General features: G+C 60.3%; 23 protein-coding genes. 11 read left to right on the top strand and 12 right to left on the bottom strand.

Translation table 11 applies throughout. From position 1 onward, the window contains the following. Positions 1-60 precede the first annotated feature (60 nt). The 8 genes from ACYQ1A_RS08145 (at position 61) to ACYQ1A_RS08180 (ending at position 5,928) form a co-directional block, all read left to right on the top strand. Positions 61-1,464, top strand: coding sequence for an RNA polymerase factor sigma-54 (locus ACYQ1A_RS08145; protein WP_499361608.1), 1,404 nt, complete (start codon positions 61-63; stop codon positions 1,462-1,464). A 56-nt stretch (positions 1,465-1,520) separates the two neighbouring features. Beyond that, positions 1,521-1,859 (top strand): ribosome hibernation-promoting factor, HPF/YfiA family, encoded by a 339-nt coding sequence (gene hpf, locus ACYQ1A_RS08150; protein ID WP_499361610.1) that lies wholly within the window; start codon positions 1,521-1,523, stop codon positions 1,857-1,859. A gap of 303 nt (positions 1,860-2,162) precedes the next feature. Further along, positions 2,163-2,636 carry a PTS IIA-like nitrogen regulatory protein PtsN gene (gene ptsN, locus ACYQ1A_RS08155; RefSeq protein WP_053936755.1) on the top strand — a complete coding sequence of 158 codons (474 nt, stop codon included), beginning with the start codon at positions 2,163-2,165 and terminating at the stop codon, positions 2,634-2,636. Further along, positions 2,617-3,561, top strand: coding sequence for an HPr(Ser) kinase/phosphatase (gene hprK, locus ACYQ1A_RS08160; protein WP_053936754.1), 945 nt, complete (start codon positions 2,617-2,619; stop codon positions 3,559-3,561). Before ptsN ends, hprK begins: the two co-directional genes overlap by 20 nt. After that, positions 3,558-4,412: an RNase adapter RapZ gene (rapZ, locus tag ACYQ1A_RS08165; RefSeq protein ID WP_499361611.1), complete on the top strand. Its 855-nt coding sequence runs from the start codon at positions 3,558-3,560 to the stop codon at positions 4,410-4,412. The genes hprK and rapZ overlap by 4 nt, the downstream gene beginning before the upstream one ends. Next, positions 4,399-4,782 carry a NusG domain II-containing protein gene (locus tag ACYQ1A_RS08170; protein ID WP_499361612.1) on the top strand — a complete coding sequence of 128 codons (384 nt, stop codon included), beginning with the start codon at positions 4,399-4,401 and terminating at the stop codon, positions 4,780-4,782. Before rapZ ends, ACYQ1A_RS08170 begins: the two co-directional genes overlap by 14 nt. Then, positions 4,763-5,317 (top strand): Gx transporter family protein, encoded by a 555-nt coding sequence (locus ACYQ1A_RS08175; RefSeq protein ID WP_499361613.1) that lies wholly within the window; start codon positions 4,763-4,765, stop codon positions 5,315-5,317. Before ACYQ1A_RS08170 ends, ACYQ1A_RS08175 begins: the two co-directional genes overlap by 20 nt. Further along, a complete protein-coding gene (locus ACYQ1A_RS08180) occupies positions 5,314-5,928 on the top strand; it encodes a flavin prenyltransferase UbiX (RefSeq protein ID WP_499361615.1) in 615 nt (204 codons plus the stop codon). The genes ACYQ1A_RS08175 and ACYQ1A_RS08180 overlap by 4 nt, the downstream gene beginning before the upstream one ends. 105 nt (positions 5,929-6,033) lie before the next feature. Here ACYQ1A_RS08180 and ACYQ1A_RS08185 read toward each other — a convergent pair whose 3' ends face one another. From ACYQ1A_RS08185 to dtd, 5 genes are all read right to left on the bottom strand, one after another. Continuing rightward, positions 6,034-7,395, bottom strand: a complete 1,362-nt coding sequence (locus tag ACYQ1A_RS08185; RefSeq protein WP_499361616.1) for an MATE family efflux transporter — start codon at positions 7,393-7,395, stop codon at positions 6,034-6,036. Positions 7,396-7,426: 31 nt separating this feature from the next. Next, positions 7,427-7,753: a hypothetical protein gene (locus ACYQ1A_RS08190; protein ID WP_062225269.1), complete on the bottom strand. Its 327-nt coding sequence runs from the start codon at positions 7,751-7,753 to the stop codon at positions 7,427-7,429. Between the two features lie 363 nt (positions 7,754-8,116). Next, positions 8,117-9,043, bottom strand: a complete 927-nt coding sequence (locus ACYQ1A_RS08195; RefSeq protein ID WP_499361617.1) for a GlxA family transcriptional regulator — start codon at positions 9,041-9,043, stop codon at positions 8,117-8,119. Further along, positions 9,024-9,578, bottom strand: coding sequence for an isochorismatase family protein (locus tag ACYQ1A_RS08200; RefSeq protein ID WP_499361618.1), 555 nt, complete (start codon positions 9,576-9,578; stop codon positions 9,024-9,026). Before ACYQ1A_RS08200 ends, ACYQ1A_RS08195 begins: the two co-directional genes overlap by 20 nt. A 103-nt stretch (positions 9,579-9,681) precedes the next feature. Beyond that, positions 9,682-10,134, bottom strand: coding sequence for a D-aminoacyl-tRNA deacylase (gene dtd / locus ACYQ1A_RS08205; RefSeq protein ID WP_062223448.1), 453 nt, complete (start codon positions 10,132-10,134; stop codon positions 9,682-9,684). Between the two features lie 162 nt (positions 10,135-10,296). Here dtd and asd point away from each other — a divergent pair, with 162 nt between their 5' ends. The 3 genes from asd to ACYQ1A_RS08220 all read left to right on the top strand — a co-directional run bounded on the left by asd (position 10,297) and on the right by ACYQ1A_RS08220 (position 12,970). Beyond that, positions 10,297-11,406, top strand: a complete 1,110-nt coding sequence (gene asd, locus ACYQ1A_RS08210) for an aspartate-semialdehyde dehydrogenase (RefSeq protein WP_499361620.1) — start codon at positions 10,297-10,299, stop codon at positions 11,404-11,406. Positions 11,407-11,508: 102 nt separating this feature from the next. Beyond that, positions 11,509-12,336: an arylamine N-acetyltransferase family protein gene (locus ACYQ1A_RS08215; protein WP_499361621.1), complete on the top strand. Its 828-nt coding sequence runs from the start codon at positions 11,509-11,511 to the stop codon at positions 12,334-12,336. A 43-nt stretch (positions 12,337-12,379) separates the two neighbouring features. Then, the gene (locus ACYQ1A_RS08220) at positions 12,380-12,970 is read left to right on the top strand and encodes an IMPACT family protein (protein ID WP_499361622.1); all 591 of its coding nucleotides are present in this window, start codon (positions 12,380-12,382) and stop codon (positions 12,968-12,970) included. A 65-nt stretch (positions 12,971-13,035) separates the two neighbouring features. Here ACYQ1A_RS08220 and yaaA read toward each other — a convergent pair whose 3' ends face one another. From yaaA to ACYQ1A_RS08255, 7 genes are all read right to left on the bottom strand, one after another. Further along, positions 13,036-13,815 carry a peroxide stress protein YaaA gene (gene yaaA / locus ACYQ1A_RS08225; protein ID WP_062223442.1) on the bottom strand — a complete coding sequence of 260 codons (780 nt, stop codon included), beginning with the start codon at positions 13,813-13,815 and terminating at the stop codon, positions 13,036-13,038. A 75-nt stretch (positions 13,816-13,890) separates the two neighbouring features. Next, positions 13,891-14,526 carry a response regulator transcription factor gene (locus tag ACYQ1A_RS08230; protein WP_083458783.1) on the bottom strand — a complete coding sequence of 212 codons (636 nt, stop codon included), beginning with the start codon at positions 14,524-14,526 and terminating at the stop codon, positions 13,891-13,893. A 141-nt stretch (positions 14,527-14,667) separates the two neighbouring features. Continuing rightward, on the bottom strand, positions 14,668-16,905 hold the full coding sequence (locus ACYQ1A_RS08235) for a PAS domain-containing sensor histidine kinase (protein WP_499361624.1): 2,238 nt from the start codon (positions 16,903-16,905) through the stop codon (positions 14,668-14,670). After that, on the bottom strand, positions 16,902-17,903 hold the full coding sequence (locus tag ACYQ1A_RS08240) for a 2-hydroxyacid dehydrogenase (RefSeq protein WP_499361630.1): 1,002 nt from the start codon (positions 17,901-17,903) through the stop codon (positions 16,902-16,904). The genes ACYQ1A_RS08235 and ACYQ1A_RS08240 overlap by 4 nt, the downstream gene beginning before the upstream one ends. A gap of 61 nt (positions 17,904-17,964) precedes the next feature. Continuing rightward, complete coding sequence (locus tag ACYQ1A_RS08245) at positions 17,965-18,219, bottom strand: RNA-binding protein (protein ID WP_499361625.1); 255 nt, start codon at positions 18,217-18,219, stop codon at positions 17,965-17,967. A gap of 76 nt (positions 18,220-18,295) precedes the next feature. Next, on the bottom strand, positions 18,296-19,261 hold the full coding sequence (locus ACYQ1A_RS08250) for a complex I NDUFA9 subunit family protein (protein WP_499361626.1): 966 nt from the start codon (positions 19,259-19,261) through the stop codon (positions 18,296-18,298). Positions 19,262-19,306: 45 nt separating this feature from the next. Next, positions 19,307-21,292 carry a lytic transglycosylase domain-containing protein gene (locus ACYQ1A_RS08255; RefSeq protein ID WP_499361627.1) on the bottom strand — a complete coding sequence of 662 codons (1,986 nt, stop codon included), beginning with the start codon at positions 21,290-21,292 and terminating at the stop codon, positions 19,307-19,309. Between the last annotated feature and the right edge of the window lie 610 nt (positions 21,293-21,902).

The following is a 21,902-nucleotide window of genomic DNA, read 5'->3' on the forward strand; positions in this document are numbered from 1 at the left end:
TGCCAGACTCGACATCATGCAGCGCGATCTTCTACTCATTACTGCTTATCACAAGGTCGCATGAAGCAATCCTTGCAACTGCGGCTGTCGCAGCAGCTCAATCTGACGCCCCAACTGCAGCAATCGATCAAATTGCTGCAGCTTTCCACGCTCGATTTCCAGCAGGAAATCGACCGCTATCTGCTGGAAAACCCGCTGTTGGAGCACGACAACGGCAGCAGCGGCGACGCCCCGGCCGAGGGCAATACTGAATCCAGCAACGACGATCAACGCGATTACAACGACGACCACGGCGACGGCGAAAACTGGGGCTCTGGCAGCGGCACGCGCGGCAACGGCGACGATGACGACGACTTTGATCCCACCACGCAAGTGGCGCGCGAAATCACGCTGCGCGAGCATTTGCTGGAACAAGCAGGCGTGCTGCACCTGCCGCCGCGAGACCACGCTGCGCTGGCCTTCCTGATCGATGCACTCGATGACGAAGGCCTGCTGCCGATCGACCTCGAAGAATTGCTGGAACAAATTCCAGCCGAGATCGTCACTCAGTTAGAGCTTGAAGTGGATGACCTGGCGGTAGCGCTGGCGCGGCTCAAGCAAATGGAACCGGTCGGCGTGGGCGCGCGTGGTACGGCCGAGGCGCTGCTGATGCAACTGCGCTTGTTGCCCGACAGTGCGGCCAGACAACTGGCGCAAGTGATCGTGGCGCAGCATCTCGATTTACTCGCGGCCCGCGACTACACTAAGTTAAAACGATTACTGAAATGTGACGACGCGGCGCTTAAAGCCGCACAAGGCGTCATTACCTCGCTCAATCCCCGGCCCGCCGCACAGTGGGCTGCCTTGACGCCGCGGTATGTGGTGCCTGATGTCCTGGTACAGAAATACAAAGGTCAGTGGACGGTCCGGCTTAATCCGTCAGCCATGCCCCGGCTGCGATTGAACCAGGTTTATGCAGATATCCTGCAGCGCAGTGAAGGCGGTGTCCTGGCTCGGGAACTGCAAGAAGCCAAATGGCTCGTAAAGAGTGTGCAGCAGCGGTTTGAAACCATTTTGCGCGTGGCACAGGCCATCGTAGAACGCCAACGCGCTTTTTTTGAACACGGTGAAGTGGCCATGCGGCCACTGGTATTGCGCGATATCGCCGAAGTGCTTGATCTGCACGAATCGACGGTGTCTCGGGTAACGACGCAGAAGTACATGATGACCCCACGCGGGTTGCTGGAATTCAAGTATTTCTTTGGTAGTCATGTGGAAACGGAGGCGGGCGGCGAGTGCTCCGCGACAGCCATCAAAGCGCTGATCCGCCAGATGATCAACAACGAGGACAAGACCAGGCCGTTATCAGACAGCGCCATTGCGGAGGCGCTGTCAGGGCAAGGGATCGTGGTTGCGCGACGAACCGTTGCCAAGTACCGGGAGGGGATGAACGTACCCCCTGTCAATCTGCGCAAAAACCTGTAGCTGCGCCTGTCTCTGGGCGGGCTACGGACCAGTGGCTTAACCAGAAGGAGATCGCCATGAACCTCAACATTAGCGGACATCACCTCGAAGTGACCCCCGCCATCCGGGACTACATCACCAGCAAGCTTGACCGGGTAACGCGGCATTTCGACCAGGTGGTAGACGTGAGCGCGATTCTCTCTGTAGAAAAACTACAGCAGAAGGCCGACGTGACCGTTCACGTACGCGGAAAAGATATTCATGTTGAGGCAGTCGACAAAGACATGTACGCCGCCATTGATTTGCTGGTCGACAAACTCGACCGCCAGATCGTCAAGCACAAGGAGTGTCTGATGGACCATCGCGGTGACAGCATCAAACGGCAGCAGACGGCTGAAGAACCGGATGAAGTGTGATTCAGTAAGCCACTAAGCGCGGCGTGCGCTTGACGCAACGGACGGGAACCATTATCTATGGTTCCCGTTTTTCATTATTAAACACCGCTGTACAATTGCCGACGTGGCGCTCTGGCCCTGCTTTTGTACACGCTGTTTTCTGATGCAGCACCCACCCTGATTTGCTGCAGCGCATAAATAAATGCTGCGCTAAAATCGGGACGAAACTTTCGCGCGGCGGACCGGCTAATCCGATTCCCCGCAATTTGCCGCACCAGGCCGGTCATCCACCGGCGCCGCGGCACGACGAATCGGCAAAATCCTATGAGCCTGATTTCCAGAATTCTGCCTGCCAGCAATCTGTTTTTAGACATGGATGTCGGCAGCAAGAAACGCGTTTTTGAACAGGTGGGTATCCTGTTTGAAAACAGCCATGCCATTGCACGCAGTGTCGTGTTCGATAGCCTGTTTGCGCGTGAGAAACTTGGTTCAACCGGGCTGGGCCAGGCCGTCGCTATTCCACACGGCCGGATCAAAGGCCTCAAAGAAGCCAGCGGCGCGTTTATCCGGCTTAAATCGCCGATTCCATTCGATGCGCCCGACGGCAAACCGGTGAGCCTGATTTTTGTATTGCTGGTGCCAGCCAATGCAACCGATCTGCATTTGCAGATTTTGTCTGAGCTGGCGCAATTGTTCTCTGATAAAACCGTGCGCGAACAACTGGCAGAAGTCACCGACGTACAGGCCGCGTGGAAATTGATTACGACGTGGGAGCCGTATGCCGCAGATTACCGTTAGACAACTGTTCATCGATAACGCGGAAAAACTCCGGCTGACCTGGGTTGCGGGTCAATCCGGTGCCAATAATCTGTTAACCAACGATGCCGCCGAGCAAAAGCCGCGGCTGGCTCTGGTGGGGCATTTGAACTTCATCCACCCCAATCGGGTGCAGGTGCTGGGCATTGCCGAAGTGAATTACTTTCAGGGCCTGAGCCCTGATGCGCAAAAAGAATCGGTACAACGTCTGTTTGCCAATGAAATGGCGCTGATGGTGGTGGCCAATAGCCAACCCGTACCCGAGGCATTAAAAGAAGGCGCCGAGCGCCATCATGTGCCCTTGCTGACGTCCAGCGAGCAATCGCCGTATTTGATGGATGTGTTGCGCTATTACTTATCCAAGGCGCTGGCGGTCTCAACCCATTTGCACGGCGTATTTCTGGACGTGCTTGAAGTGGGCGTATTACTCACCGGTGAATCATCGATGGGTAAAAGCGAATTGGCGCTGGAATTGATTTCGCGTGGCCACGGCCTGGTGGCCGATGATGTGGTCGAGGTTTATCGCACCAACCCCGAAATGCTCGAAGGCCGCTGTCCGCCCATGCTGCGCGATTTTCTGGAAGTGCGCGGGATTGGCGTGCTGAATATCCGCACTATTTTTGGCGAAACCGCAGTCCGCCCCAAAAAGACCCTCAAATTGATCGTGCATCTGGCTAAAGCCGGAGGCGAAACGCTGGCGCCGATTGATCGCTTGCAAATGCAGGCCGCCACGCAAGAAATCCTTGGCGTGCAAGTGCGCAAACTGGTGATCCCCGTGGCGGCCGGGCGTAACCTGGCCGTATTGGTTGAAGCGGCCGTGCGCAATTACATCCTGCAATTGCGCGGTATCGATTCCACGCGTGAATTCATTGAACGGCATCAGCGCTTTATGGAATTGGGCGAATGAGCGTTCAACACGTCCTGTTGCTTTCCGGCTTGTCCGGCGCGGGCAAAAGCGTCGCGCTACGGGCGCTGGAAGATCTGGGCTATTTCTGCGTAGACAACCTGCCCTCGCCGCTGCTGCCGCAAACCGTGGCCTTGCTGGATGAGGACGGCTACCCCAAAGTCGCCATCGCGATTGATGTGCGTAGCGCGCATAACTTTTCGGCTTTCCCCGAACATCTGCAAGCGCTGCAGGCGGTACGCAAAGACGTACGCTTGTTGTTTCTGGAGTCGAGCACCGAAACATTGGTCAAACGCTTCTCCGAAACCCGCCGCAGCCATCCGTTGGCGTCCGGCCATTTGACGGTGAGCGAGGCCATCATGCTCGAGCGCGAAATGCTCGAGTACTTTGCCAACGCGGCGCATCGCGTTGATACCACCGGCTTGTCGGCCAACCAATTGCGCGCCTGGGTGCGCGATTTTGTCGGGCTGGATCGCTCGCGCTTGACCATTATTTTTGAGTCGTTCGGCTTCAAGCATGGTTTGCCGCTGGATGCCGACTTTGTGTTTGATGTGCGCTGTTTGCCCAACCCGCATTACGACCCGGTACTGCGGCCGCTAACCGGCAAAGACCGCCTGGTCATCGATTTTTTGCAGCGCCAGGAATCCGTCGGCAAATACCTGACCCATATCATCGGTTTTCTCGAACGCTGGATTCCCGAATTTGATCGCGACCAGCGCAGTTACGTTACCGTCGCCATCGGTTGTACCGGCGGCCAGCATCGCTCGGTCTATCTGACCGAACAACTCGGTCGCCACTTTGCGCCTAACCGTCAGGTTCTGGTGCGGCATCGAGAACAGTATGCGGGGCTTTAACCGCCAATTGCTGCGGCCTGGCGACTGGTTGATCACGGCTTTGGCGGCCAGCGCCGTCGTTGTGCTGGCCACGCTGGCCTGGCGCAGCGATGGCGCTACGCATGTACGCATCTATCAAGCCGGCAAGTTGTTTGCCGAACTCGATCTTGCCGCGCAGCGTACGCTGGCGGTGCCCGGCCCGCTCGGCCTGACCACTGTCGAAGTGGCCCAAGGCCGCGCCCGCATCGCCGCCGACCCCAGCCCGCGCCAGTATTGCGTGCGCGCCGGTTGGCTAAGCCAGAGCGGCCAGGTGGCCATCTGCCTGCCCAATCGCACCAGCATCGAATTAACTGGCAGCAAGCCGCGCGGCTATGACAGCCTCAGTTACTGAGCGCCCGGCGCATACCCTGACTGCTACGGCAGCGGATTTGCGCATAGCCCGTTACGCCGCTATCGCCATTTTGCTGGGCGTGGTGGAAGCCGGCTTTCCTTCGCCCATCCCCGGGGTCAAACCCGGCATCGCCAATATCATCACGCTGGTGGTGTTGTGGCGTTACGGCTGGCGCGATGCGGCATGGGTGTCTTTGCTGCGGATTTTTGGTGGCTCATTGTTGCTGGGCGGATTTTTGTCGCCGGGCTTTGCACTGGGCTTGTGCGGTGGCCTGTGTAGCCTGGCGGCGCTGGCCGCCGCCCAATATCTGCCGCGCCGCTGGTTTGGCCCGGTCAGCCTGTCCTTGATCGCGGCCTTTGCGCATATCGCCGGACAGCTGGGCCTGGCCCGTTTATGGCTGATTCCCGATAACGGCATCGTACGGCTGGCGCCGGTATTCTTTGGCGCAGCGCTGCTGTTTGGCCTGGCCAATGGCCTGATCGCCGCGCGCTTGCTGCGCCCGGCCCCTGAAGTATCTGAAGAGACTGCATCATGAAAACCATCACCGTCGGCCTGACCGGCGCCTCCGGTTTGCCCTATGGCATGCGCTTGATCGAAACCCTGCTCGCCGCGGGTTGCCGGGTGCATGTGCTGTACACCCAGGCCGCACAAATTGTGGCGCGGCAAGAAATGGGCTTTACCTGGCCGGGCCGCGCGACGGAACTGGCCGACTGGATGCGCGCACATTTTGCGCTGGCTGAGCCCGAGCGCTTGAAGGTGTTTGGTCAGCAAGAATGGTTTGCGCCGATGGCCTCGGGTTCGAATCCTGGCGATGGCATGGTGGTGTGTCCGTGCACGATGGGCGCGCTGGCTGCGATTGCGGGTGGGGCTTCCGACAATCTGCTGGAGCGCGCCGCCGATGTGATGATCAAGGAAAACAAAAAGCTGATTCTGGTGCCGCGCGAGGCGCCATTTTCAGCATTGCACCTGGAAAACATGCTCAAGCTGGCGCGCCTGGGTGTGGTCATCCTGCCGCCCAACCCGGGCTTTTATCACCATCCGCAAAACATCGGCGATCTGGTGGATTTTGTGGTGGCGCGCATCCTGGACCAACTGGCGGTGCCGCATCAGTTAATGCAACGCTGGGGCGAAGAAACGCCGGAATAAAAGATCAAGACGCTACATAGGGTGGGTCTCGACCCACCATACAAAGGGGCATTTCAAAGCGCCGCCCCCGAATCATCGGCTTTGCATGGTGGGTCTTGACCCACCCTATGCCGCGCGCGCGAGGCGGTTACTGACGCGCGCGAACTGCCATGACAGCAGGCAGGCGGTGAAGCCCAGCGCCACCACCAGCGCCGTCCAGTAACCGGCCGCGCCATAGCCCTGCACATGGTCGCCCCAGCCAAACGTCAGCACATATCCCAGTGGCAAACCCACAATCCAGAACGCGGTCAGATGGATGATCATGGGCGTGCGCGTCACCTTGTAGCCGCGCAAGATGCCCGCCGCGATCACCTGAGTGGCATCGAACAACTGGAACACCGCAGCATAAATCAGCAGCACAGACGCCAGCGCCAGCACTTGGGTGTCGTGCGTGTACCAGCCCGCAATCCAGCCATGGCCGAGGGCGGTAAACAAACCCGATGCCACTGCCGACGCCACGCCCATCTTGAAACCGGCCCAGCCAATAAAACGGGCATCACGTGCCTGTTGCGCGCCCAGCGCCTGGCCCACGCGCACGGTTAGCGCCGTACCCAAAGCCGCCGGTATCTGGAACACCAGGGAGGCAAAATTGAGCGCAATCTGATGCGCCGCCACCGGCACCGTGCCCAGCCGTGCAATCAGCAAGGAGATTCCGGCAAAGGCGCTCACTTCCACAAAAAACATCAGCCCCATCGGCACGCCCAGCTTGAGCAATTCCAACTGCTTGCGCCAATCAATGCGCTGCCAGTTGCGTAGCGGATAGGTGTCGCGATAGGTGTCGGCATAGCGGATCCACGCCAGCATCATCAGCGCGCTGGCCCACAAACAGAACGCCGAGGCGTAGCCACAGCCCACGCCGCCGAGAGCCGGCAGGCCAAAGTGGCCGTAAATCAGAATCCAGTTGGCGGGCACATTCAGGGCCAGGCCGACCAGCGCCATGATCATCATGGGCTTGGTGCTGTTCAGGCTGGCGCTATAGCTATAACAGACGCGGAAAAACGAGAACGCGGGCAAGCCCCAGGCCACAGCAACCAGAAAACGATGCGCCTTGTCCGCCACAGCATTCGCCAGGCCCAGATGGCCAAAAATCGGCATGGCGGCCCACACCAGCAACCAGCCCACCACGGTGAACATCGCCGCCTGATAAAACGCTTGCTGGACCAGAAACGGAATCTGCTTGCGCTCATTGGCGCCCACCGCATGCGCGATCAGCGGGCTGCTGGCCAGCAGCAAGCCGATCAGGGTGACGATGATGGTAATCCACACCGAGGCGCCCACCGACACCGCAGCCAGGTCATCGGCGGAGACATGCCCGGCCATGACGGCATCGACAAAGGCCGTGCCCACCTGGGCCAGTTGCCCGATCATGATGGGCCAGGCCAAAGTCCAGGTGGCGCGGATTTCTTGCCAAAGTCGTGCCAGGGTCATGCGATCCTTGCGGGGATTTGTTGGGGTGGGATTAGCGTTGCAGGCCGACGCAACCCTGGCGCGTCGGCACTTCGTAGCAGCCGATCAGTTCGGGCAGGCGTTGGCAGAATAACAAGGCGGCTTCGAGCTCGATATCGAGAACGGCCAGCGAACCATCCGCCAGCAAGCCAGTGCGGTAACCCAGCGCGGTGGCGACGGCGTCGGCGCGCGACAAGGCGGCGACACTGACACCGGCGGCGGTTTTAAGGCGCAACCAACATCGTTGTTCCAGACGCAGCGCGGCGGGGGAAATCACCGGTGCGAGCAGGGCGCGGCGGGGCAAAGACAAAGCGGGCTCGATTTCAAGACAATCAACCATGGGGAAAACCTCCATCGAAAAAAAATTGCGACATCGACGGCGGCCCCAGTTGCGAAGCAGCCGACGCTTTAGCGGATTTCCCGTGCAAAACCGGCGCGCCCCGCAAGTTGTCGATTAACTCGGCGCGGCCATGCATCAAGCATGGCTGTAAAACGAAAAAACCCGCGTGCCAGACGCAGGTTTCGGCACGCTTTAGCAGAATTTATCAGGCGCCCTGCAAGCTGAAGATCAAATCGGCGCGACAGGTCGTATTTGTACGCCTGCCCTGCAACCGGCGTCAACCCTCGCACCAGAACAGATGGCTGCTCCGCAGTCTCGGCAAAATCTGTTGTGGTATGAACCGACCGGCCGGTCAAATGCGGACTAGTGCGCAGTGGCTCGGGCCCGTGCCAGAACACGGCGTAAATCCCGCGCCGAGCCAAAGCCGGCCATTTCGGCCACGCGTTCCAGCGGCAAACGGCTGTCGGCCAGCAAGGTTTGCGCCTGTGCCACGCGTAATGCACGCAGATATTCATTCGGTGTGATTTGCGCGTTATCGCGGAACAACCGCGTCAGATGGCGCGGCGAGACGTGGGCGATATCGGCCATTTTCTCCAGCGACCAATCGGCGGCCAGGTCCTGCGCCAGCCGTTCCTGCACCCGATGCACCAGCGGATGCAGATGATTGCGATACATAAACCACGCCGACAATTGCGGATCGTCGCCGCCACGCCGGAAATACACCAGCAGACGCCGGGCCACATCGGCGGCCTTCTGCGGCGAAACATGCGTGGCAATCAGCTGTAGCGCCAGATCTATCCCGGCGGTAATGCCGGCCGAAGTCCAGATGCGGCCATCTTGCACAAACACGCGGTTGGCTTCGATCTGCGCCTGCGGAGCCAGCGTTTGCAGCTCGGCCAGGTGGGCAAAATGCGTGGTACAGCGTCGGCCCTCCAGCAAGCCGGCCTGCGCCGCGTACAGCGCCCCGGCGCAAACCGTGGCGAGTTCCAGCTGCGGCTGCAGCATGATGTGGCGCAACCAACGCACTATGGCGTCATGTTGCGGGCCGGGGCGCGCGGTATCGTGGCCGGGAATCAGCAATAGCGCGCGACCTTCGATGCGCTGCGGCAACGGCTGCAAGCCCGCCAGCGTCAGCCCGACCAGCGCCTGGGCGGTGGGATGCGGGCCGACAAAATGCAAACGGAAATGCTCGGGTCCCGCCATGCGCAAGGCTTCGGCCGGCCCGGCCAGATCTAGCAGCAGCAAGTCGTCGCTGACGACCAGCCACACATCAAGCGGCGACGCGTTCATCCAGCCCTGCCAGACATTGTTCCACCGTGACGACGCGGGCAAAGCGATCCACCAACACCAGCTCGGTGCGATGTTTGATCTGCGCCGCAGACAGTGTGCTGCCATCCGGATGGGTCATCGGCCAGGTCAGCGTGGCCTCAGACACAAAATCAACGGCAAAGCCCAGATCGGACGCCACGCGGGCCGTGGTTTCGCAACATTGCTCGGTGCGGATGCCGCTGATGGAAACATGCTCGATCGCGTGCTGGCGCAGCCATTCCAGCAAGCCGCTTTCAGTCAGTGCGTTGTGCACGTGCTTGTTAAACGTGGCATCGGCGCGCTGCGGCAGCCAGTCCAGACCCACACAAAAGCCGTTGGCCGGGTCGAACGCGCCTTGCGAATGATGAAACACCTGCACCACCGGCCATCCGCGGGCTTCATATCCGGCGATCAGCGCAAGCTGATGTTGCCGAAAGGCGGGCATATCGGCTTCATCCCAGAACGGGCGTTGGGTAAACGATTTCTGCACATCAATAACCAGCAAAGCGGATTTCATAGCAAGGGCTCCTGTTGAGTGACGGCCATACTTTACTGCGTCGCCTCGCCATTAATAATGCCTGTTCCGGCCCGGTAGCGGACCAATCCGGACATCATGCCCCTCATTCCGGATTGCGCGAGTCCAGCAGCAGGGTGACCGGCCCGTCATTGACCAGATGCACCTGCATATCTGCCCCGAACACCCCGGTGGGTACCGGCTTGCCGAGCAACGTTGCCATCTGCTCCACAAAACCATCAAACAGCGCGGTCGCTTGCTCGCCGCGCGCCGCGCCCATCCACGACGGCCGATTGCCGTTGCGATAAGAACCAAACAGGGTAAATTGCGACACCGCCAGCACTTCGCCGCCGGTATCGAGCACCGAGCGATTCATGACGCCCTCGGCATCACTGAACACCCGCAGCTTGCTGACCTTGGCGCTCATCCACGCGATGTCCTTGTCGGTATCGGCCGGTTCGATACCCACCAGCAACAGCAGGCCTTCACCAATCTGGCCGACCACTTCGCTGGCCACCTCCACCCGTGCCTGGGTCACGCGCTGTAACAACACCCGCATAAATCCTCCTGCAAAACGCCGATCATAAGCGCAATACCTGCACCAATTGCTTTCATATCCGCCGAATGTCGCGGTCGGCCCGCCCCATACTGGCGCTCAATACAGAACTTCTCTAATATCGATCGTTCACTTTGGCAAAACGCAACTGTAAAGGGTACGACGATGAAAAAGGTGGGCCTGGTTGGCTGGCGCGGGATGGTAGGTTCCGTATTGATGCAGCGTATGCAGGAAGAAAAAGATTTCGACCTGATTGAACCGGTGTTCTTCACTACATCGCAGGCCGGCAAAGCCGCGCCTGAATTCGGCGGCAAAACCGGCGGCACCCTTAAAGATGCGCATAGCCTCGAAGAATTGAGCGCAATGGACGTGATCATTTCGTGCCAGGGCGGCGATTACACCAACGACGTGTTCCGTCGCCTGCGTGCCTCGGGCTGGAACGGTTACTGGATTGACGCCGCCTCTACCCTGCGCATGGAAGACGACACCGTCATTATTCTGGACCCGGTCAACGATGGCCTGATCCGCAATGCCGTGGCCAATGGCATCAAAAACTTTGCCGGCGGCAACTGTACCAACTCCATCCTGCTGATGGGCGTCGGCGGTCTGTTCCGCGAAAACCTGGTGGAATGGGTCAGCTCGATGACTTATCAGGCGGCATCGGGCGCGGGCGCCAACAATATGCGCGAGCTGGTTAAAGGCATGGGCGTGATCAACGCGGCCGTGGCGGAAGAACTGGCTGACCCGGCTTCGGCCATTCTGGAAATTGATCGCAAAGTGGCCAAGGCTATCCGCGAAGACGTACCGACCGAGTTCTTCCCGGCGCCGCTGGCGGGCGGGCTGATTCCCTGGATCGACAAGCAACTGGAAAACGGCCAGAGCAAGGAAGAATGGAAAGGCCAGGCCGAGGTCAACAAGATTCTGGGCACCGACCACACCATTCCGGTCGATGGCCTGTGTGTGCGCATCGGTGCGATGCGTTGCCATAGCCTGGCGCTGACCATCAAGCTGAAGAAAGATCTGCCGCTGGCCGAAATTGAAGCGCTGATCCAGTCGTCCAACCCGTGGGTGAAATGGGTGCCGAACGATCGCAGCATCACCGAGCAAAACCTGACCCCTGCCGCCATTACCGGCGGGCTGGACGTGGGCGTGGGCCGCGTGCGCAAGCTGAACATGGGCCCGGAATACATCAGCGCCTTTGTCATCGGTGACCAACTGCTGTGGGGCGCGGCCGAACCGCTGCGCCGCATGCTGCGGATTCTGCTGGACAAGTAAGCTTACAAGTCGGTAGCCGCCCAGATACAGGACGCCAGGTGCGTCCTGTTTTTTTATCTGGTAGCGTCGGGGCGCTTTTACTTTTTACTGATCGAGTCATCCATGGCGTTTGTAGACCAATATCTGGCCCTCCTCGGCCTGACCGAACCCCTTCCCGCTGACCCGCTGGCGCGTTTGCAAGTGCTGCATCGCGCGCATCAGCAAAGCGTGCCGTTCAACAATATCGATTTGCTGCTGCAACGCCAGAACACGCTGGACGCGGATGCGCTGCAAAAGCGGGTGCTGGATGAACGCCTGGGCGGCTACTGTTTTGAATTGAACGGCGCGTTTGCCCGTTTGCTGGCAGAACTGGGCTACGAGGTACAAAGCCATCTGGCGCGTGTGCTGGTCGCTGGCGGCCCGCTGGAAGAACAACCGCGCACGCACCAGGTGCTGACGGTCAAGTTGGGGGCGGGCGAAACCTGGGTGGTTGATGTCGGCTTTGGCGCCAATAGCCTGCGCGAACCGGCGCGACTGCAAACCGGCCAACCGTTTCATCAGATCGACACCACGCTGCAATATCGCGCCCATGCCGGTGGCTGGATCTTTGAATACGAGCGTCGTGGCCACTGGCTGCCGCTGTACTGGTTTGATCTCAACCCGGTGTTGCCCATCGATTGCGCACTGGCGCATCACTTTACCGCCACGCACCCGGCCTCGCCGTTTGTGGGCCATTTGATGGCGCTGCGGCTGACGCCGACCGGCCGCATCACCTTTAATAATCTGCGCATGACGGTGCAAAGCGGCGACGAGCGCCACGAAACGCTGATCGACAACGCGGCGCAGTTGCAGACGGCCATCAACGAGCAACTGCACTACCCGCTCAGTGCCGCCGATGCCGAGACCCTGTTCTGCACACTGCGCACCTGCGAGCAGACCCCAGCCCCCTGAGCCGCCTACAATGGCGGTCTGATTGATCGCCCTTGTGGTCCGCATGCCTGTATTTACTCTCGCGCAGCCGGTATTTACCGAGCTCGAAATCAAGAAAAGCCGGTTTCTGGGCAGCGTGTTACCGGTGGCCGACCGCGCCAGCGCGCTGGCCCTGATCGAGCAAACACGCGCGGCCCATCCCACCGCCACGCATGTGTGCTGGGCGCTGCTGGCGGGTGGGCAATCCGGCATGTCAGATGACGGCGAACCCAGCGGCACGGCCGGGCGGCCAATGCTGGAAGTGCTGCGGCACCAGCATGTTGATGGGGTACTGGCGACCGTGGTGCGTTATTACGGCGGCGTCAAACTGGGCGCGGGCGGACTGGTGCGCGCGTATACCGATGCCATCGCCAAGGCCATGCAACAAGCCACGCTGGTGGAACGCATCGCCCAGGCGCGGCTGGTGGTGGAAGTGGACTACGCCGACGAAGCCCGCGTGCGGCATTGGCTGGGTGGCCACGGCTATGGGCTGGCCGAGGCGGAACACGGCTTGCGAGTAAAGATGGTCATCGAATTACCCGAAACCGCCGCCACTGATGCGCATGACCAACTGCGCGACCTGAGCCAGGGCCGCGCCCGCATCACCGACGCGTAGGGTGGTTCGCAAAGCGGATGGGCGCTTGAGGGACCGGTTGCGGCGGCCCCAATCTGGCTTGCCCCCTACGCCGCAATCTTGCGGCGGAACAGCCAGCGCGCGGCATCGCTCTCATCCGGCACAAAGGCGTAGCCTTCCAGATCAAAATGCTTGAGCTTGTTTACGTCCGCAATGTGATGTTGCGTGGCATAACGCACCATCAGCCCGCGCGCGCGTTTGGCGTAAAAACTGATGATCTTGTAGCGGCCGCCTTTGTAATCCTCAAACACCGGCGTGATCACCGGGCAATGCAGTGCCTTGGGTTTGATCGATTTGAAATACTCATCCGACGCCAGATTAACCAGCGTCGCCGGCTGCTCCGCATTCAGTGTCTGCGTCAGCGTCTCGCCCCAGAACGCGTACAGATTGCGCCCGGCCGCATTGGCCAGTGGTTTGCCCATTTCCAGCCGATACGCTTGCATCAGATCAAACGGCTTCAGCAAGCCATACAGGCCTGACAAAATCCGCAGATGGCTTTCCAGATAGTCAAAGCCCTTCTCGCTCAGGCTGGCCGCGTTCAGGCCTTCATACACATCACCCATAAACGCCAGCACAGCGGGCCGCGCATTCTCCGGCGTGAACGGGGTGTGCCAGCTTTGATAACGCCCGACATTCAGCGCCGCCAGTTCATCCGAAATCGCCATCAGCGCGCTGATTTGTGCCGGCGTTTGCTGGCGCAGCAGATCAATCAACTGGCGCGATTGCGCGAGGAACTGCGGTTGGGTATGGCGGGTGGTGGGCAGCGGGGAAGTGAAATCCAGCGTTTTGGCCGGTGAAATCACCATCAAGAAGGGTTTGGCAGACATGGCAGCAGGCTTTTAAAACGGCGCCGCCCGGGCACAGGGCGCGGGCGACGGCAAATCAATAAGAGGCGAAAACACTTACTCAGTCGGATTATTGGTATCGATCTGGGCATCGCGCAGCAAGGCGGCCAGTTCCATCGCGGTTTTGACGTGCATTTTTTCCAGAATGCGCGCGCGATGCACCTCGACGGTTTTCATGCTGATCGACAAGTCATCGGCAATCTGTTTGTTCAAACGCCCGGTCAGAATCAGCTTCATCACTTCGCGCTCACGCGGCGTGAGCGTGGACAAGCGGATTTCCACCGCGTGGCGAGCTTGCCACTGGTTGCGCCGCGCGGTGTCGGCACGCAGGCAGTTCTCCACCAGATCGACGATTTCGTTATCGCTAAACGGCTTCTCGATAAAGTCGGCGGCGCCCCCTTTGAGCGCGGCCACCGCCATCGGTACATCCCCGTGCCCGGTCAAAAACACCACCGGCGGCGTGTATGCGTATTCTTTCAGCCGTTCAAACAGTTCGGTGCCGCTCATGCCGGGCATCCGCACATCAAGGATCAGGCAGCTAAAGCGTTCTGGCGCGTAATCAGCCAGAAACAGTTCGGCCGAGGCAAAGGCCTGGACTTCGTGATCGCGCGTAGAAAACAGCCAGGCCAGCGCGTCGCGCAACGCGTCGTCGTCATCGACGATCGCAATGCGGCCGAAGTTGTTGGCTTTCATGGTGATGCGCTCCCTCAATGCGGTTTGCTGTTGTGGCGGCCGAGGCCGGTCATTCCGGCAGCCTTTATAACGCTTTTGTGGCATTCCCGATAGTTCAGGCCTTTACCCATACCACCGCGCGCCAGACATGCCGTGGCTTGATTACGGTTCCAGCGCCACTTCTTCGGCGCTGGAAAACGGCAAGGTAAAGTAAAACCGCGTGCCGCCGCCGGGATTGGCTTCAACGCCCATACGGCCATGATGGTGTTCGATAATCGAGCGGCAGATATTCAGGCCGATGCCCATGCCGGTGTCTTTGGTGGTGTAAAACGGCTTGAACAATTGCTCTTGTTGTTCGGGCGCAATGCCCACGCCGCGGTCGGCAATCACCACGCGTAGCATATCGGCCTCCCGCGTCAGATTGATCGCCAGGATGCGTTGCGCGGGCGGCACATGGTCCATCGCTTCCATCGCGTTTTTGATCAGGTTGAACAAGACCTGCTCCAGCATGACCGCATCGGCAAATATCGGCGGCATGCCTTCGCTTTGCAGAATGGACACATCCACCATGCGTCGCACGATTTCGTGGCCCAGCAAGCCGAGCACCGTATCCAGCAAGGTATTGATATCGCAACGCTGGCGCCGCGGTGCGCGCCGCTGCACAAATTCGCGGATGCCACGAATGATGTGGCCGGCGCGTTTGGCCTGCTCGCCCATCTTGTCCAGCGCCTGGCCCAGTTGGCCCAGATTTGGCGTGGCACTGGACAGCACGTTGCGGCAACCCGACACATAACTGGCAATCGCCCCCAGCGGCTGATTCAGCTCATGCGCCAGGCTGGATGCCATTTCGCCCATGCTGATCAGGCGCGCGGTTTGTTGCAGCGCCTCGTTTTGCTGGCGTTCCCGTTCACTGGCCGATTTGAGCGCGGTGGCATCGGTGGCAATTTCCAGCCATACCGCCGAGCCATCCACCCAGGTACTTTGCCGACTCTTGATCTGATACCAGCGATCGCGAAACCCGTCGTACCACTCTGCATCCACGGGCGGTTCGGCGCGGCGCGTCACAAACGGCAAAATACAGCAGCGGCCGCGTAGATCGGGCAACTGGAAGGCGCGATCAAATTGCAGATTGGACATCAGCAATTCGCCCGTCTCGGCATCCGAGACCGCCACCGCCGCATCCAGCCCGTTCAGCACCGCCACAAAGCGCTCATGCGAGGCTTGCAACGCTTCGCGCTCGCGGCGGATTTCGGTGACGTCGTGCAGCGACCCCATCCAGCCGATATGGCGACCATCGCCGTCGACCAGGCGCGAGGCATTGATCCGCACATCAAAGCGCTCGCCGCTACGCCGCATCAATCGCACCATAAAACCGCCCGGCTCGATGTGGCCGGCAATGATGGCCTCATAGGTGGCCTGGCAACGCTCGAATTCTTCCGGCGGCCAATACGGCATCGGCGCTTTGAAGTCGCGCATTTCTTCTGACGAATAACCGACCATTTCGCAGAACGCGCGATTGGCATAGATGATGCGCCCGTAGCGGTCATAGGCAATCATGCCCGAGCTCAGCGACGCATCGACCGCATGCCGGAACGCCACTTCGGCCTTCAACCTGACCTCCGCCTCGGCCCGCACCCGCATCATGCGGCTGAGCGCGGCGGTAGACGCCAGCATCGACACAGCCAGAATCAACAGCAAGGCGGGCAGAATGTCGCCGGTGGCAGACAGCGAGGTCGCATACAAATCCGCCTTGAGCTGCATGCCCAGCGGCGGCGCGGTCAGCAAGATGGTGTGGCTGATGCCCGAGGTATCCAGCTGGCGCTGGAATTTGGACGTCACCGGATGGTTGTCATGGTCGAGCAAAGACACCTGGTAGCGCTGCGCAATCCACCATGGCACTTGCTGTTGCAACAGCGTATCGAGCGCGATGCTGGCCACGATAAAGCGGCGGTGGTCGGGTGTGGCTACCGCGTAGGTCACCTTGGGTTCGCCGTGCGACAAGGTGACATCGCTCCAACCGCCCTGCCCCTCATACGGCACCGCCCACGCCGATTGTGAGGTATGCCAGATCACCTCGCCGTGGCCATCCTGGATTGAGAGACTGCTGATTTCCGGGCTGGTCTGGATCAGTGACAGCACGCGGGCCTGGAACACCGGCGAATTGAGATCCGTGACATTCAGCGTGGCCGCCAGGCCCGACAACGACTGCAGATCAAAAGTAATCTGCTGCTCGATAGCCTGCTTTTGCCAGAGCAGATCCTGCTCCAGCAATGCGGCGCGTTGGCTGCTGGCCTCGTCGCGCGATTGCAACAGATAGGCCGCAAAGGCAAGGGTAAACACGCCGGCCAGCAGACCCGGTATCAGCGGCAGCCAGCGTGCAAATCGGTGGGGAGGGCTCATGCCCCGGGTTTTACGACATTCACCAAAGGCTGTCCATTATGGAATGCCGTGACATTGGCCAATACGGTCTCGGCAATGGCGGTAAGCGCTTCTTCGGTCAAAAAGCCCTGGTGCGAGGTGATCATCACGTTTGGAAAGGTGGTGAGCCGCGCCAGCATGTCGTCCTTGAGCGCCTCATGCGACAAATCCTCAAAGAACACGCCTTCTTCGTACTCGTACACATCCAGCCCCACACCAAACAATTTGCCGGTCTTGAGCGCGCGCAACAGCGCTTTGGTATCAATCAGCCCACCGCGACTGGTGTTGATGATGACCGAGCCATGCTTCATCTGCGCCAGCGTTTCGGCGTTGATCATATGCTGCGTGGTCGGCGTCAGCGGCGCGTGCAAAGACACGATGTCGGATTGCGCCAGCAAGGTGGGCAGATCGACAAATTCGCAACCAAGCTCGGCAGCGCGCTCCGGCGAGGCATTGTTGTCATAGGCCAGCACGCGGCAGCCGAAGCCTTTGGCGATATTCATCGCTGCCACGCCGATCTTGCCCGCACCGATCACGCCAAAGGTGCGGCCATGCAGGTTAAAGCCCACCAGGCCATCCAGCGAAAAATTGCCTTCGCGTATGCGTTGATAGGCGCGATGGGTTTTGCGCACCAGCGTCAGCAACAGCGCAAACACGTGCTCGGCCACTGCTTCGGGTGAATACGCCGGCACGCGTGTGACCGGGATGCCCATTTCTTCGGCCGCGGCGATATCCACGCCATTAAAGCCGGCGCAACGCAAGGCAATCAGCTTGACGCCCTGGTGCTTGAGCTCGGTGATAACGGCACGGTCGAGCTTGTCATTAACAAACGGGCACACCACATCAAAGCCCGCCACCAACGGCGTGGTGTGGCGGTTCAGCCGGTCTTCAAAATAAGTCAGTTCGTAGCCGTAGCGCTGGTTGGCGCTATCCAGCCCGGCCCGGTCGTAGCGTTTGCTGTCGAATACCGCGATACGTATCGTCATCGTTTGGTCCTGCGTGCTTTTATCAAAATCGAAAAATCATAATCGGCGTATGGGCTTACTGACCCCAGCCCAGATTGGTGTGCGCGCAGCTCAACATCCGTTCGTGCCACAAATGGCCATTGAGTTGCTCCGACACAGCGGCCGCCTCGGTATCGCCCAGATCAAGCGTGATCAGCGCGGCCAGCTTATCGCTCAAACCCTCAGCCAGCGTGATTTCGCCCAGGCCCGGCACCCCCAGATCACTGAGCAGGATACGGATATCGTCCACGGACACTTCGGGCGGGATATTGCCTAGCAGAATTTGCGACATGGGCGGGGCACTCCAGATAAGCAGCAATTAGAAAGAAAGCTGAAAGGCGGACAAACGCGATAGTGCGCTTGCCGGATTACGAGGACAAGTTGCGGCGCGCCCGTGCGCGATGCCCGGCAAAGCGGCCCCGGTTGGCAGCCAGCGACAGATAAGTCGGCGCAATCGCCTCCATCGCGGAAGCGGGCTGGCCGCTTAAACGCGGAAACGGCTGCTCGCTGATGTTATCCAGCGTCATCGAATCAAAATTATCCAGGCTCATCGGCTTGCCCGGCAGCATGCCCAACAAGCTGGCCTGCAGGCGCCCGGCCCAATCCGGCAAGGCCCACACCGGGCGTGGATTGCCGCTGATCACGCCCACATAGCGGACGATCTCGGCCAGCGTATACACGCGCGGCCCGGCCAGATCGATGGTCTTGCCGATATAAGCGGGATCCAGCAGCGCCTGCACAAAGGCGGCCGCCACATCTTTGACCCACACCGGCTGGAAGCGGGCATCGGCCCGCGCCAGCGGCATTACCGGAAACCGCCGTTGCAGTTCAGCAAACAAGGTCAAAAACCGGTCGCCTTCGCCAAAAATCACCGAAGGCCGAAAGATGGTCCATTGTTCATGGCTGGCGCGCACGGTGTCTTCAGCACGACCTTTGCTGCGCAGATAGTGCGATGGGCCATCCGCCGCCGCCCCCAGCGCGCTCATATGTAGATAGCGTTGCACGCCGGTGGCGCGGCAGGCTTCGAGCACATCGCAAGTCAGTTCGTAATGGTTACGCTCAAACGCGCGCGGCGTGCCTTGCAGGATGCCGATCAGATTGATGACGGCGCTGCTGCCGAGGATGAGTTGCGGCAGCACGCTGCGATCATGAATATCGGCCTGCACCAGCGTCACATTGGGCAAGGTGAGCAAGCGGCCGCGCATGCGTTCGCGGTCACGCGTGGGCACCACCACGCGATAACCGGCGCGGCAAAGTTGCGCGGCCAGATAGCCGCCGACAAAGCCGCTGCCGCCCAGCATCAACACCGGAGAACGCTGACTGGATGCACTCATGCTGCGCTACTGACCTCATCGGCAGCCGCCCCGACCGCAGCGGCCTTACTGGTTGGCAGCAGGCTCCGCCGCACTGGCCGGCTGATCCGCGCCGTTGTCGGTCGCCTCATCGGCGGCTGGCACATCGGGGCTGACTGGCGGTACGGCGTTCTTTGACGGCACCGGCTGCAAACGTTGATGGAAGGACGTGGATATGCCAAAGGTGGCGCCGTAATACTGGGCGTTGGTCATCACCTTTTTCACGTAATCGCGCGTTTCATCAAACGGAATGGTTTCAATATAGATAACCGGATCAAGTTGGCGATCTTCTTGCCACGCCTTGGCGCGCCCCGGCCCGGCGTTGTAACCGGCCGTCGCCAGGATGGCCTGACCGCTCAAGCGGTCGGTGATATAGCGCAAATAAAAGGCGCCCATCGCGACATTGGTGTCGGCATCGGTCAGCGTCGACACATCCAGCTTTTTCTGTCCGTTCTTGCGCGCCACCCATTGCGCGGTAGACGGCATCAGTTGCATCAAACCGGTGGCGCCCACCGGCGAGCGGATATCCGCCACAAAGCGGCTCTCCTGACGAATCAGCCCGTATACCCAGGCCGGATCCAGCCCTTGCTGGCGTGCTTCGCGTTCGATGGCGCTGCGATACGGGGTGGGGTATTTCATGCCCAGCGGAGCCAGCGTTCTGGCGCGTTCGGCTGCGTAGATGGAGCGATCATACAAACGCTTGCGATCCGCCAGCGTGGCCGCCGCCACCAGTTGTTGCGCGGTCAGCGGCCGCATGGCGGCGTTCCACTCGCGGATGCCTTCCAGCCGCCAGTTCTGCTCAAACAAGGCCAGAGCGCGCTGCACGCCGGCGCGGTCATTGACGTTGCGGATATCGTCCTCGGTCGGGCGATACGGTGCTGGATCCGCTTCCAGCGTCGGGCCCGCTTCTTCTCGAGCCAGCAAGGCATAAAAATCGTCGCCAGCGCTCAACTTCGCCAGCAGCGGTGCGGCTTCGGTCGGCCGGTTCAAGCGCTTGAGCGCCTCGGCTTTCCAGTACACCCAGGCACTGTCATCGGCTTGTTCCGGCGGCATGGCGTTGATGCGATCGAGCACGCTGCGTACATCGTCAGCCCGTAACGCGGCCCGTACCGACCATGCGCGCCCGGTGGCATCCAGCCCGTCCAGCCCGCCTTTATCAAACCAGGCGCTGGCCTGTGGATGTTGCTTGCGCGCCGCGATGACAGCGATCTGCTGCCACTCATACCGCGCATCCGCCTGCGGCAGGCCAGTCAGACTCGCTAATAAAGCCGCCCCGCGCTCGGGATCAGTGCGCGCGGTGCGGTTAACAATAAACAAAGCCACTTCGCGCCCGGCACGGCTGCCAAGGCCAAGCCTGGGCAACACCTTGGCCGGCTGGTTGGCCGCCAGTCCAAGATTGCGCCCGGTCAGCTCGGGTGGGAAGCCCACCCGCGGCGCCAGTTGCGTGGCAAACGCCGGTCGATTGGCGGCCAGGGCCAGCCGGATGCGTGCCCAGGCATCATCCTGATTCAGCACCCCGGCGTTAAACATGGCCTCAAATACCGGCGCGCAACTATCCGGCTGCCCTTTATCGCTAAACCACGCCCCACGCAAAGCGCGCAGATTGGCATTGCCCGTCGTCGCCATCTGCGCCTGTGCCGCCAGACACTGCAGGTCTAGCGCAGGCGCTTCCAGCTTGCTGTACTCCGGCAAAAACCGCGCCCAATCCTGGCGCTTGCCCAACTCACGCAACCATTCCAGCCGCAGCCGATCCGCCAACGGCGAGCCGTCAAAGCGCTCAAAGAACGCGTTAACGTCGTCGGGCGAAATCTGCGTGATCTGCGTGCTGATCAGGTAATAGCGCGGATACATCTCCAGCGGCTCACCGCGCGCGTCATCCGCCATACGCTGGATCGCCACCACATCACGACTGCGCGCGGCATCACGCAAGGCAGTCAGATCGATGCGCGCATGGGCAGTGGCGGCAGTAAGAACAAGCAGGGCGAGCAGAGACAGTTGTTTCAGTTGTTTCATCGGAAAGGCTTGGTTTTAAAGGCGGGGCGCACGAATTGAAGCGTTGCGGGAAGCATAGGGTAAGGCAACACGGGCTACAACCGGCAGTGGACACTCTTTTGCAGACGGCTACGCCGCAACCAGGTTCCCGCAGGCGGACCAGATGGCCGTGCCGGGAGGACAACTTTCAATAAAACCCAGCCACGCCCCCCCCTTGCCCGATCCGGACATTAACCATCCGGACCGGTAGGGAGAAGTAAGCCGGAGCAATACGGGGCAGTGGCCAGTTGTGCTCACCGCGTTGTGAATTGACTGCCGCAATATACTTCTCGATAGCATTGGATGGTGGGTCACGACCACCCGATGAGACGTTGGCGGCTCGTGGCGGGAACGGTGACAAATCAGACGGCAGTGGCCATGCGGGATGCGAGCGAAGCACGCGATGCCGATATTCACTGTCACCCGTCGCCACCACGCCCACCCGATGTTGCGCAGCAACGAGGCAGCAAGCCTGGCCAACAGCTGCCATTACCTGTCGAGGGAGGGGAAGGAGACCCGTTTTTTGGGGCTCCGTCCGACCGAAGTTCCGCGGAGCGGCAGCTGAGCCATTGAAGTAACAGACGGTCCGTTT

It is taken from the genome of Silvimonas sp. JCM 19000, from assembly GCF_054652575.1.

Bases quoted from the DNA above. Each gene is read 5' to 3' on its own strand.
- ACYQ1A_RS08145 (WP_499361608.1), top strand. From the start codon at position 61: ATGAAGCAATCCTTGCAACTGCGGCTGTCGCAGCAGCTCAATCTGACG.
- hpf (WP_499361610.1), top strand. From the start codon at position 1,521: ATGAACCTCAACATTAGCGGACATCACCTCGAAGTGACCCCCGCCATC.
- ptsN (WP_053936755.1), top strand. From the start codon at position 2,163: ATGAGCCTGATTTCCAGAATTCTGCCTGCCAGCAATCTGTTTTTAGAC.
- hprK (WP_053936754.1), top strand. From the start codon at position 2,617: ATGCCGCAGATTACCGTTAGACAACTGTTCATCGATAACGCGGAAAAA.
- rapZ (WP_499361611.1), top strand. From the start codon at position 3,558: ATGAGCGTTCAACACGTCCTGTTGCTTTCCGGCTTGTCCGGCGCGGGC.
- ACYQ1A_RS08170 (WP_499361612.1), top strand. From the start codon at position 4,399: ATGCGGGGCTTTAACCGCCAATTGCTGCGGCCTGGCGACTGGTTGATC.
- ACYQ1A_RS08175 (WP_499361613.1), top strand. From the start codon at position 4,763: ATGACAGCCTCAGTTACTGAGCGCCCGGCGCATACCCTGACTGCTACG.
- ACYQ1A_RS08180 (WP_499361615.1), top strand. From the start codon at position 5,314: ATGAAAACCATCACCGTCGGCCTGACCGGCGCCTCCGGTTTGCCCTAT.
- ACYQ1A_RS08185 (WP_499361616.1), bottom strand. From the start codon at position 7,395: ATGACCCTGGCACGACTTTGGCAAGAAATCCGCGCCACCTGGACTTTG.
- ACYQ1A_RS08190 (WP_062225269.1), bottom strand. From the start codon at position 7,753: ATGGTTGATTGTCTTGAAATCGAGCCCGCTTTGTCTTTGCCCCGCCGC.
- ACYQ1A_RS08195 (WP_499361617.1), bottom strand. From the start codon at position 9,043: ATGAACGCGTCGCCGCTTGATGTGTGGCTGGTCGTCAGCGACGACTTG.
- ACYQ1A_RS08200 (WP_499361618.1), bottom strand. From the start codon at position 9,578: ATGAAATCCGCTTTGCTGGTTATTGATGTGCAGAAATCGTTTACCCAA.
- dtd (WP_062223448.1), bottom strand. From the start codon at position 10,134: ATGCGGGTGTTGTTACAGCGCGTGACCCAGGCACGGGTGGAGGTGGCC.
- asd (WP_499361620.1), top strand. From the start codon at position 10,297: ATGAAAAAGGTGGGCCTGGTTGGCTGGCGCGGGATGGTAGGTTCCGTA.
- ACYQ1A_RS08215 (WP_499361621.1), top strand. From the start codon at position 11,509: ATGGCGTTTGTAGACCAATATCTGGCCCTCCTCGGCCTGACCGAACCC.
- ACYQ1A_RS08220 (WP_499361622.1), top strand. From the start codon at position 12,380: ATGCCTGTATTTACTCTCGCGCAGCCGGTATTTACCGAGCTCGAAATC.
- yaaA (WP_062223442.1), bottom strand. From the start codon at position 13,815: ATGTCTGCCAAACCCTTCTTGATGGTGATTTCACCGGCCAAAACGCTG.
- ACYQ1A_RS08230 (WP_083458783.1), bottom strand. From the start codon at position 14,526: ATGAAAGCCAACAACTTCGGCCGCATTGCGATCGTCGATGACGACGAC.
- ACYQ1A_RS08235 (WP_499361624.1), bottom strand. From the start codon at position 16,905: ATGAGCCCTCCCCACCGATTTGCACGCTGGCTGCCGCTGATACCGGGT.
- ACYQ1A_RS08245 (WP_499361625.1), bottom strand. From the start codon at position 18,219: ATGTCGCAAATTCTGCTAGGCAATATCCCGCCCGAAGTGTCCGTGGAC.
- ACYQ1A_RS08250 (WP_499361626.1), bottom strand. From the start codon at position 19,261: ATGAGTGCATCCAGTCAGCGTTCTCCGGTGTTGATGCTGGGCGGCAGC.
- ACYQ1A_RS08255 (WP_499361627.1), bottom strand. From the start codon at position 21,292: ATGAAACAACTGAAACAACTGTCTCTGCTCGCCCTGCTTGTTCTTACT.